Source organism: Stenotrophomonas sp. AS012628, assembly GCF_010608305.1.
In the GTDB taxonomy this organism is placed as follows: domain Bacteria; phylum Pseudomonadota; class Gammaproteobacteria; order Xanthomonadales; family Xanthomonadaceae; genus Stenotrophomonas; species Stenotrophomonas geniculata.
The window spans coordinates 1-10,435 of record NZ_VMBJ01000012.1 but is presented as its reverse complement, the minus strand read 5'-3'; the positions used below and the strand labels follow the sequence as shown (position 1 = coordinate 10,435).

Sequence of the window (10,435 nt, the reverse complement as noted above, 5' to 3'; positions counted from 1 at the left end):
CAGGCCAGCATTCTAACCAGCTGAACTACCGCTCCACACTCAAACTTTTACCGCGGTGCTGTGGTGGGTGCTGAGGGTTTCGAACCCCCGACCCTCTCCGTGTAAAGGAGACGCTCTACCGCTGAGCTAAGCACCCCAGCGAGCCGCTTAGTTTACAGCATCCTTCAGGGCCTTACCAGCCTTGAACGACGGATTCTTCGAAGCAGCGATCTTGATGGTGTCGCCGGTCTTCGGGTTGCGGCCGGTGCGGGCAGCACGGTCGCGGACCTGGAAGGTACCGAAGCCAACCAGGGTGACCGCATCGCCGTCCTTCAGCGCCTTGGTGACGGCAGCAACGACGGCATCGACAGCGCGGCTGGACTCGGCCTTGGTCAGGTCGGCAGCTTCAGCAACGGCATCGATCAATTCGGTCTTGTTCATTCTCTACAACTCCTTTGGCGGTGGGTTCCGCTTATTCGACAGGGAAGCAACCGCACGCCTTCTGCATGCGGCCGCCATGTGGAAACGGTTCGCCGATTCAGTCATCGCTGACAGCGATCACTCATTCGCGAGTGCTGCTTTTATACCAGTGGCCCTACCCCCACGCAAGCTGGAAAGCCAGCAACGACGCGGGTTTCGGGCCATCGGACAGCGCGCGTCAATGCTTGACGCGCGCGCTTCCACTCGGTTTGGCCTTGCTGCGCACCGTGACACGCTGCGCACTCTTGCGCGCCTTCTTCGGTGCCAGCGGACGCTCCAGCGCCAGGTCCAGGACTTCTTCGATGTACTTCACCGGCACGATCTCCAGATCGCGGGTGACGTTGGCCGGAATGTCTGCAAGGTCCTTGCGGTTCTCTTCCGGGATGATGACCGTGCGGATACCACCGCGCAGTGCGGCCAGCAGCTTCTCCTTCAAGCCACCGATGGCGGTGACACGACCACGCAGGGTGATCTCACCGGTCATCGCCACGTCGGCACGCACCGGCACCTTGGTCAGCATCGACACCAGCGAGGTGACCATTGCCGCACCGGCACTCGGGCCGTCCTTCGGCGTGGCGCCATCGGGCACGTGCAGATGCACGTCGTGCTTCTGCAGGAAGTCGCTGTCGATGCCAAAGCCCACGGCGCGCGAACGCACCACCGACAGTGCCGCCGACGCCGATTCCTTCATCACGTTGCCGAGCTGGCCGGTCAGGATCAACTGCCCCTTGCCCGGTACCAGCGTCGATTCGATCTGCAGCAGATCGCCACCGACTTCGGTCCACGCCAGGCCGGTGACCAGGCCGATCTCGTTTTCTTCCTCGGCACGGCCGAAGTCGAAGCGACGCACGCCCAGGTACTTGTCCAGGTTCTTGCTGGACACGCTCACCAGCGCCTTGGACTTCTTCGCACCCTTCTTCGCCTTCGCCGCCGGCTGCGGGCCGGCCAGTGCTATCTCCTTCACTACCTTGCGGCAGATCTTGGCGATCTCGCGTTCCAGGTTGCGCACGCCCGATTCGCGCGTGTAGTAGCGCACGATGTCCTGGATGGCATCACTGCCGATCTCCAGCTCTTCCGGCTGCAGGCCGTTGGCCTTGATCTGCTTGGGCACCAGGTAGCGGGTAGCGATGTTGAGCTTCTCATCCTCGGTGTAGCCGGGGATGCGGATCACTTCCATGCGGTCCAGCAACGGGCCCGGAATATTGAGCGAGTTCGAGGTGGCCACGAACATCACTTCGGACAGGTCCAGGTCCACTTCCAGATAGTGGTCGTTGAACGCGTTGTTCTGCTCCGGGTCGAGCACTTCCAGCAGCGCCGAAGACGGATCGCCACGGAAGTCCATCGACATCTTGTCGATCTCGTCGAGCACGAACAGCGGGTTCTTGCTGCCGACCTTGTTGAGGTTCTGCACGATGCGGCCCGGCATCGAACCGACGTAGGTACGACGGTGGCCACGGATCTCGGCCTCGTCACGCACGCCGCCCAGCGACATGCGCACGAACTTGCGGTTGGTGGCCTTGGCGATGGACTGGCCCAGCGAGGTCTTGCCCACGCCCGGCGGCCCGACCAGGCACAGGATCGGGCCCTTCATCTGCTTCACGCGCGACTGCACCGCCAGGTACTCAAGGATGCGCTCCTTGACCTTCTCCAGGCCGTAGTGATCGGCATCGAGGGTGTCCTGCGCCACCTTCAGGTCCTTGCGCACCTTGCTGCGCTTCTTCCACGGCACGCCCAGCAGCCACTCCAGGTAGTTGCGCACGACCGCGGCTTCGGCCGACATCGGCGACATCTGCTTGAGCTTGTTCAGTTCGTTGCGTGCCTTGGCTTCAACGGCCTTCGGCATGCCGGCTTCGGCGATCTTGCGGGCCAGCTCTTCCAGCTCGCCCGGCGCGTCGTCCAGGTCACCCAGTTCCTTCTGGATGGCCTTCATCTGTTCGTTGAGGTAGTACTCGCGCTGGCTCTTCTCCATCTGCGACTTCACGCGGCCGCGGATGCGCTTTTCCATCTGCTGCACGTCGATCTCGCCATCGACCAGGCCGACCAGCATCTCCAGGCGATCGCCGACGGCCAGCGTTTCCAGCAGGCGCTGCTTGTCGGCCAGGCGCACGCTGATGTGCGCGGCGATGGTGTCGGCCAGGCGCGCCGGCTCATCGATGCCCGACAGCGTCTGCAGCAGTTCCGGCGGCAGCTTGCGGTTGGTCTTGACGTACTGCTCGAACAGCGACATCAGCGAGCGGGCGATCGCCTCGACCTCGCGCGCTTCGCGCTCGTCGGTGGCGTCAATTTCCACAGCCTGCCCATGCAGCGAGCCGTTGCGCTCGTCGACGTGGGTGACCTGCACGCGCGACAGGCCTTCGACCAGCACCTTGATGGTGCCGTCGGGCAGCTTCAGCAGTTGCAGCACCTGCGCCAGCGTACCGACCTGGTAGAGGTCGGCCGCATGCGGGTCATCGGTCTCGGCCGACTTCTGCGCCAGCAGCAGGATGCGCTTGTCCGCCTCCATTGCCTGTTCGAGCGCGTGCATGGACTTGTCACGGCCGACGAACAGCGGGATGACCATGTGCGGGAACACCACTACGTCGCGCAGCGGCAGGACCGGCAGGTCGAGGGTTTCACTTGGGGAACGGGCCATGGGGGCTCCAGGGAAGGGGAAAACCGCCTCCGGGAGGGCATCTTCCGGAGACAAAAAAAGCCGATGGCCCCGTTATGGGGCCATCGGCTTTCAGATGCAAGGCATTCCTTGAAAATCCTTTCCAATCAACAACCTGGAAGGATCACTCAGCGCCTGCGGCCTTCTGTTCAGGGGCCGCCGGGGTCTGGTAGATCAGGTACGGCTCGGACTTGTGCTCGATCACCGATTCGTCCACCACCACCTTGCTGACGTTTTCCTGCGACGGCAGGTCGTACATGGTGTCCAGCAGGACCGATTCGACGATGGTGCGCAGGCCACGGGCGCCGGTCTTGCGCTTGAGCGCCTTGCGGGCGATGGCCGACAACGCGTCCGGACGGAACTCCAGTTCGACGCTCTCCATCTCGAACAGCTTCTTGAACTGCTTGGTGATGGCGTTCTTCGGCTCGGTCAGGATCCTGATCAGGGCCGGCTCGTCCAGCTCCTCCAGGGTCGCCACCACCGGCAGGCGGCCGACGAACTCGGGGATCAGGCCGAACTTGATCAGGTCTTCCGGCTCGACTTCGGCCAGCACCTTGCCCACTTCCTGCTTGCGCTCGCTGCTCTTCACCTTGGCGCCGAAGCCGATGCTGCCGACGTCGGTGGAACGGGCCTGGATCACCTTGTCCAGCCCGGCGAACGCGCCGCCGCAGATGAACAGGATGTTCTTGGTGTCCACCTGCAGGAATTCCTGCTGCGGATGCTTGCGGCCGCCCTGCGGCGGAACGCTGGCCACGGTACCTTCGATCAGCTTCAGCAGGGCCTGCTGCACGCCTTCGCCGGACACATCGCGGGTGATCGACGGGTTCTCGCTCTTGCGCGAGATCTTGTCGATTTCATCGATGTAGACGATGCCCTGCTGCGCCTTCTCGACGTCGTAGTCGCACTTCTGCAGCAGCTTCTGGATGATGTTCTCCACGTCCTCGCCCACGTAACCGGCTTCGGTCAGCGTGGTGGCGTCGGCCATGGTAAACGGCACGTTGAGCAGGCGGGCCAGGGTCTCGGCCAGCAGGGTCTTGCCCGAACCGGTCGGGCCGACCAGCAGGATGTTCGACTTCGCCAGTTCGACGTCGTCGTTCTTCTGCCGGCTCTCGATGCGCTTGTAGTGGTTGTACACGGCCACGGCCAGGGTGCGCTTGGCGCGGTTCTGGCCGATCACGTACTGGTCGAGCACCTCGAGGATCTCGCGCGGCTTCGGCAGCGAACTGCGCGCCGACTGCGCCTTTTCCTCAAGCTCCTCGCGGATGATGTCGTTGCACAGCTCCACGCATTCATCACAGATGAACACGCTCGGACCCGCAATCAGCTTGCGCACTTCATGCTGGCTCTTGCCGCAGAAAGAGCAGTAGAGGATCTTGCCGGTGTCCGTGGAACGACCTTGGCGGTCTTCGCTCATGCTTCGCTTACCCAGTTACCCCACCCGCTGAACGGGGGTTCGATTCGAGAATAGCACAGGGCCGAGGGGACACCAGTCCCGCCCGACCCTGCAGGAACGAGGCCTCCATGGCCCCGTGAAGGCCGGTCAACCGGCCTGGATCGACTCATCCGGACGACGCTCCAGGACCTGGTCGACCAGACCGTAGGCCTGCGCCTCGAAGGCGCTCTTGAAGTTGTCGCGCTCGGTGTCGCGGGCGATCGTCTCCAGCGACTGGCCGGTGTGCTTGGCCAGCACCTCGTTCAGGCGCGAACGCAGGGTCAGGATCTCACGCGCGTGGATGTCGATGTCGGTGGCCTGGCCCTGGTAGCCACCCAGCGGCTGGTGGATCATCACGCGCGAGTTCGGCAGCGCATAGCGCTTGCCGGCTTCGCCCGCGGCCAGCAGCAGGGCGCCCATCGAGGCAGCCTGGCCGATGCAGGTGGTGCTCACATTCGGCTTGATGTACTGCATGGTGTCGTAGATCGCCATGCCGGCGGTGACCACGCCACCCGGCGAGTTGATGTAGATGTTGATGTCCTTTTCCGGGTTCTCCGATTCCAGGAACAGCAACTGCGCCACCACCACGTTGGCCATGTGATCGTCGATCGGGCCCACGAGGAAGATCAGGCGCTCCTTCAACAGGCGCGAATAGATGTCGTAGGCACGCTCGCCGCGGCTGGTCTGCTCGACCACCATCGGAACCAGGTTCAGGGCTTTGGTTCGGTTGTCCATTACGTGAGGTACCTATCTTGGGGGGCAACAACCCCGCGCCGGCAAAGGCACGGGGCATCCGGTGATCCGCCCGGGCTTACTGGCGGATCGCGTCCTGGAACGACAGCTTCTCTTCGGTGTGCTGGGCACGCTCGGCGATCCAGTCGATTACCTGCTCTTCCATCACACGGTTCTGCAGGCCAGACATCAGCTGGGGGTCATTGCGGTACATCTCAATGACCTGCTCCGGCTCTTCGTAGGTCGAAGCGATCAGACGCATCGTTTCGTTCAGGCGCTTGGCTTCCAGGCGCAGGTCGTTGATGCGGGCCACTTCACCGACCAGCAGGCCGACCAGCACGCGCTTGGCGGCCGCTTCCTTGAAGCCTTCGTGGGCATCGGCCGGGATCTCGCCAACGTTCTGGCCGTTGCGGCGGATCTGCTCGACCTGCTGGGCCAGCATGGCGCGGGCTTCGTTCTCGACCAGGCGCGGCGGCATTTCCACCGAGGAATAGGCGGCGATCAGCTGCTCGCCGACCTCGCGGCGCAGGCGGTTCATCAGGGCACCCTTCAGCTCGCGCTCCAGGTTGGCGCGGATGTCGCTGCGGAACTGCTCCACGTCGCCGCCCTTCACGCCGAAGCTCTTGATGAAGGCTTCGTCGACCGCCGGCACGACCGGCTCGGAGACTTCGGCAACCTTGACGGTGACCTGCACGGTCTTGCCGGCCAGCACCGGCACGCGCCAGTCAGCCGGGAACTCGACGTCCAGGGTCTTCTCTTCACCCTTGGCCAGGCCGACCAGGCCCTTTTCGATGGTCTCGAACATCATGCCCTGGCCGAGCACGATCGAACCCTTCTCGGTGCCTTCGGCCGGCAGGCGCTCTTCGCCGGCCTGCGACCAGGTTTCCACCGCGACCAGGTCACCGTCCTGCGCGCCACGGCTGACCGGGGCCCAGGTACGACGCTGGTTCTGCAGGTTCTCGATCATCTGGTCGATGTCGGCGTCGGTGATCTCGGCGGTATGGCGCACGACGGTCAGCTTGCTGACGTCGATGTCGCCGAAGTCCGGCACCACTTCCACGGTGGCCACGAAGGAGAACTCACCCTCGTCGCCCTTGTCGATGCGCGGGCTGCCGACGATGCGCAGGTCGTGCTCGCGCACGGCCGCGTCGAAGGTTTCGCGCAGCAGGCCGTCCAGCGCCTCACCACGGACCTGCGCGCCGAAGCGCTGCTCGATCACCTTGGCCGGCACCTTGCCCGGACGGAAACCCTTGATGCGGGTGGTACGGGCGATTTCGCCCAGGCGGCCGACGATGTGGCTCTGCAGACGCTCTTCCGGCAGCGAGAAGCTCAGGCGGCGTTCCAGGTTGCCGGTGGATTCGATCGAAGCTTGCATGTTGACTCCTGCCACCGGTGGCCCACGCCCCCGGCTCGATGATTGGGATGAAACGGTTGTAAGGACACGACGTCTGGGACGCGCCTGCTTGCCGCAGCCCTTTAGTTTCGCCCAATTCGGCCTGCACTGCCAGCGCGTGCCGGTCAAGTGGGCGTCGATGGCCCGATCAGGGCGGGGACAGGCCGGCACTGGTGCGAAAGGGGGGACTCGAACCCCCACGCCTTGCGGCACTGGAACCTAAATCCAGGGCGTCTACCAATTCCGCCACTTTCGCGTGGCCGGCTCAGGCATTCATTGTCGCAGGCGACGGCGGGAATCGGAAGGCCTGCACAAAACTGAACATGACAGCCCTGTGCTCATTGCCCGCGCCAAAGGCCGCCCCGAAGGTCGTGCGACCGTTCGGGACGGCGGCGACTCAGTGCTTCGCCTCGGCAGGGGACGCAGGTGCGTCAGCGCCCTGCCCGGCCGCCACATCCACCTTGCGGATGTCCACGCCACCCTTGTCGGTGCGACGCAGCCCCATCGCCTCCGGCGCAGCCTCACCCTCCACCGGCTGCGCCGGCTGCATCTGCATGGTGTCACCGACCGGGCGCGCCGGAACCGCCCCTGTACCTGCATCGCGCTCCATGGTCTGCGCCGGATCACGTTCCGGCGCGCAGGCCACCAACACCAGCAACGCAAATGAAACCCACAGCCCCCGGCGCAGTCGTTTCATATCGGCCATCAGGATCTTCCTTCGTACATGCATGCGCTCTCGGCGCGGAAGATCCATTGGGTGCGATGAAGGGCGCAGCGCGGTGAGAAGCAGCGCACAGCATTGAAAACACTGATGACGCGTATGCCCCTGATTTCAGCATCGCTTCAGTAGATCCACGCCATGCGCGGATGAAACGCCACCCAGCGAACAGGCAAGAAAAAAGCCACTTGGCGAACCAAGGGGAAGCTGCTGCGCATTCGCGCCGCAGCCCCACGCTTTGCATGGCAAAGCGCGGGCCCCACTTCACCGGCCCCCACATCCCCGCGGCTTCGCCGCGCCCCCTTGACTCAAGGGGGCTCCACTCCAGCCAGCACCGCTGGTATCTGCAGACGCCACCCAGCGAACAGGCAAGAAAAAAGCCACTTGGCGAACCAAGTGGCTTTCGTCTGGTGGGCTGTCAAGGATTCGAACCTTGGACCTATTGATTAAGAGTCAACTGCTCTACCAACTGAGCTAACAGCCCGAAATCGGGGCGCGAATTATGACCCGATCCGCTCGGTGGGTGCAAGCACTTTTTTCAACGTGGTTGAAACCAGCACTGCGGTCCCGCTGCTGCTGCAGATCCGCGCCGAGCGGGTTCTGCAACGCGTGACCCATCGAAACGATGGGAGTCACACCTATAAGAAAAAAGCCACCTGGGCTACCAGGTGGCTTCTGTCTTGGTGGGCCGTCAAGGATTCGAACCTTGGACCTATTGATTAAGAGTCAACTGCTCTACCAACTGAGCTAACGGCCCGTGAAACTCAGACGCACATTGTAGCGTGCTTTCTGTTTATTGCAATACCGTTTCGGCTGCGCCGATGCGGTTGAATCAGTGGGGTGGCTGAGGGGATTCGAACCCCCGACCACCGGAATCACAATCCGGTACTCTAACCAACTGAGCTACAGCCACCACTGAAACTTTCGCTCCACCGCCGATGAGGCTGACGTTGGAACTTGATGCTTTGCTACAGGGCGGAACCAGAAGTCCGTCCCCCGAAGCGAGTCCGGCATTTTCCGGGAGTCGCGAAGGAATTGCAAGCACTTCTTCACATTGATGTGCAGGGGCCGGAACAGGAGATCAGAGCTGCTCCGCCGAGATCACACGCACGGCGCCCCGTGCTCGTCCAGGAATGACAGCGTGGCCTCCCCCTTCGGCGTGACCTGCAACTGCTGGCGCGGCTGGCCCGCTCCGTCGAGCAGCTGAAACATCGCATTGTGCGACTGCGTCCTGCCAGGAAACACACGACGGGTAATGGCTTGCACACCTGCGCGTGCAAGCGCTCATCTTAGGCCGAGAACATCGGCCGCCGCTGTCCATCGGCAACATCGTTTCGATCACGTCGATCGACGCACTGCGTTGGTCCGTCGCCCCCGTCAGCAGGCCAGTCAACGCCAGCGAGGTGACACCGCCGCAGTACAGGGTAAGCCGCCGTTGGCAACTGCGCAGACGATGCACTTCGGCCAGCACCTGCTCTACCTCTCCCGCGCCTTTCCAAACTGCATCTCATGCCGAGCGCCAGAAGGTGCGTGCCGCCTGCGCCGAAGGTCAGGTGCAGGCAAACAGCTCGCCATGGTCGGACGCACTCCCGACGGCGTGAACGATTGGTGAACGAATCGTGAATGAATCTCAAACGGGAATGGGGGAGATCCATTCATACAACGTTAGCTGCAGGACATGGAACGCGAGGCGCACGTTTGCAACCATGCCGGTTCCTGCAATGAAGGTGAGATCAATAGATGAGCAAGCGGCTAATCGGATTCGTCGCGCTGGCAGCGGTGCTGGCAGTGGCAGCCGTCGCAATGAACGGCTACCGGCAGCAGCCGGCTGCCGATGCCACGGCAGCGGAATCCGGGAACAGTGGCAGCCTTGATGAAAGGCCCGACCAGGGAAGGCAGCTTCCGGCGTCAGGTGCGGCGGCCGCGCAGAGGCTGGAGCGGGACAACAAGATCCCGCCAGGCTCGTACAAGGCGGTGGGCCCCAAAGCCTACGAGATCGTAAGAGGCAACGAGTTCCGGCCTCCCGGTGACGCGCTCGCCCACGTCAAGCAACTGATGCTGCGCTCCGAATCCGGAGATGCCACGGCAACCTACGAAATCTATCGAACCATCGAGCAGTGCCAGACCTTCATCTCGGATCGCGCTGACAAGCTGGCGGATTCAGCCACCACGGTCGGGTCCGGCAACTGGTTCCTGGAGCGATCGGAACGAATCCTCAAAGAGTGCGAGTCGCTGGCTCTAGATCAGGACATCTATCACGCCGATTGGCTTTCGAAGGCCGCCGCCATGGGCTCGCAGGAAGCGATGCGCGCTTACTCGCGATCGCCGGAGAAAGTCATCGGTTCGCTTGATGACGCAATCCGTGATCCCGCGGCGCTCGAGGCGTGGAAGGACACCGCCACCGGATATCTGCGCGAACTGGAATCACAAGGGAACGTCAATGTCATCAGCGACATGGCGATGGCCTACACGTATGGCGGCATCGTTCCTGCGGATCCCGTTGCCGCCCTGGCGTACACCCGCGTCCTCAACCGGCTGGACCCACGTTTTGCCACCACCACTGACATTGCCAACCATGAGAAAAACCTGAGCAGCCAAGAGAAAGAGAAAGCCCGCATTTCATCGAACGAAATCTTCAAGAACTGTTGCATCCCACGATAAGGACCTATTGTGAAAGCTAGACTGATTGGGATTATCCCTTCGCTTGGTAGAAACTCCATTCCCGCCATTGCAGGCGTGCTGCTGTTCATGGCAGCCGGGAGCCTTCAAGCGAAAAAGCTTCCTGGCGTCATCAACTGCACCGCCGGATGCACGCTGACAACCCCGTATCCCGATCCGGTGACCAACCAGCAGCTTTCCCAAGAGGTCCAGAAGCTCAATGACGGCCGGACCACCGTCTGGACAGCCCAGACGCGAGTCCAGACCGGCGATGTCCTGACCGTCTGCAACGGTATTTCCTGCGTCAACTACACGTGGCGAGGTGCAGGTTTCGACTCCGGCGAAGTGATTTCGACCGTCCTCCCGCCCAACTCCCGGGGCGGTGGTGGTGGC

General features: G+C 62.8%; 8 protein-coding genes and 5 tRNA genes. 2 read left to right on the top strand and 11 right to left on the bottom strand.

Annotation, left to right across the window (positions count from 1 at the left end):
* Positions 1 to 61: 61 nt before the first annotated feature.
* The 11 genes from G5A07_RS07725 to G5A07_RS07675 all read right to left on the bottom strand — a co-directional run bounded on the left by G5A07_RS07725 (position 62) and on the right by G5A07_RS07675 (position 8,297).
* Positions 62 to 136 (bottom strand) — tRNA-Val (locus G5A07_RS07725).
* A gap of 11 nt (positions 137 to 147) precedes the next feature.
* Positions 148 to 420, bottom strand: coding sequence for an HU family DNA-binding protein (locus tag G5A07_RS07720; RefSeq protein WP_004146343.1), 273 nt, complete (start codon positions 418 to 420; stop codon positions 148 to 150).
* Positions 421 to 637: 217 nt separating this feature from the next.
* Positions 638 to 3,091 carry an endopeptidase La gene (gene lon, locus G5A07_RS07715; protein ID WP_010483888.1) on the bottom strand — a complete coding sequence of 818 codons (2,454 nt, stop codon included), beginning with the start codon at positions 3,089 to 3,091 and terminating at the stop codon, positions 638 to 640.
* A gap of 142 nt (positions 3,092 to 3,233) precedes the next feature.
* Complete coding sequence (gene clpX / locus G5A07_RS07710) at positions 3,234 to 4,523, bottom strand: ATP-dependent Clp protease ATP-binding subunit ClpX (RefSeq protein WP_019336555.1); 1,290 nt, start codon at positions 4,521 to 4,523, stop codon at positions 3,234 to 3,236.
* Between the two features lie 126 nt (positions 4,524 to 4,649).
* Positions 4,650 to 5,276 (bottom strand): ATP-dependent Clp endopeptidase proteolytic subunit ClpP, encoded by a 627-nt coding sequence (clpP, locus tag G5A07_RS07705; RefSeq protein ID WP_004146318.1) that lies wholly within the window; start codon positions 5,274 to 5,276, stop codon positions 4,650 to 4,652.
* A 76-nt stretch (positions 5,277 to 5,352) separates the two neighbouring features.
* Entirely contained in the window at positions 5,353 to 6,648 is a 1,296-nt protein-coding gene (gene tig / locus G5A07_RS07700) for a trigger factor (protein ID WP_010483893.1), read from the bottom strand.
* 189 nt (positions 6,649 to 6,837) lie between these two features.
* Positions 6,838 to 6,922 (bottom strand) — tRNA-Leu (locus G5A07_RS07695).
* A gap of 141 nt (positions 6,923 to 7,063) precedes the next feature.
* Positions 7,064 to 7,372 carry a hypothetical protein gene (locus G5A07_RS07690; RefSeq protein ID WP_010483896.1) on the bottom strand — a complete coding sequence of 103 codons (309 nt, stop codon included), beginning with the start codon at positions 7,370 to 7,372 and terminating at the stop codon, positions 7,064 to 7,066.
* 420 nt (positions 7,373 to 7,792) lie between these two features.
* A tRNA-Lys gene (locus G5A07_RS07685) sits at positions 7,793 to 7,868 on the bottom strand.
* A gap of 197 nt (positions 7,869 to 8,065) precedes the next feature.
* Positions 8,066 to 8,141, bottom strand: a tRNA-Lys gene (locus G5A07_RS07680).
* A 79-nt stretch (positions 8,142 to 8,220) separates the two neighbouring features.
* A tRNA-His gene (locus tag G5A07_RS07675) sits at positions 8,221 to 8,297 on the bottom strand.
* 827 nt (positions 8,298 to 9,124) lie between these two features.
* Here G5A07_RS07675 and G5A07_RS07670 point away from each other — a divergent pair.
* Together G5A07_RS07670 and G5A07_RS07665 are read left to right on the top strand one after the other, a co-directional pair.
* Positions 9,125 to 10,045, top strand: a complete 921-nt coding sequence (locus G5A07_RS07670; RefSeq protein WP_191863115.1) for a hypothetical protein — start codon at positions 9,125 to 9,127, stop codon at positions 10,043 to 10,045.
* 9 nt (positions 10,046 to 10,054) lie between these two features.
* Positions 10,055 to 10,435: hypothetical protein (locus G5A07_RS07665; protein WP_230080539.1), on the top strand; the 381-nt coding region annotated here is incomplete at its 3' end.

Bases quoted from the DNA above. Each gene is read 5' to 3' on its own strand.
- G5A07_RS07690 (WP_010483896.1), bottom strand. From the start codon at position 7,372: ATGGCCGATATGAAACGACTGCGCCGGGGGCTGTGGGTTTCATTTGCG.
- clpP (WP_004146318.1), bottom strand. From the start codon at position 5,276: ATGGACAACCGAACCAAAGCCCTGAACCTGGTTCCGATGGTGGTCGAG.
- lon (WP_010483888.1), bottom strand. From the start codon at position 3,091: ATGGCCCGTTCCCCAAGTGAAACCCTCGACCTGCCGGTCCTGCCGCTG.
- tig (WP_010483893.1), bottom strand. From the start codon at position 6,648: ATGCAAGCTTCGATCGAATCCACCGGCAACCTGGAACGCCGCCTGAGC.
- G5A07_RS07720 (WP_004146343.1), bottom strand. From the start codon at position 420: ATGAACAAGACCGAATTGATCGATGCCGTTGCTGAAGCTGCCGACCTG.
- clpX (WP_019336555.1), bottom strand. From the start codon at position 4,523: ATGAGCGAAGACCGCCAAGGTCGTTCCACGGACACCGGCAAGATCCTC.
- G5A07_RS07670 (WP_191863115.1), top strand. From the start codon at position 9,125: ATGAGCAAGCGGCTAATCGGATTCGTCGCGCTGGCAGCGGTGCTGGCA.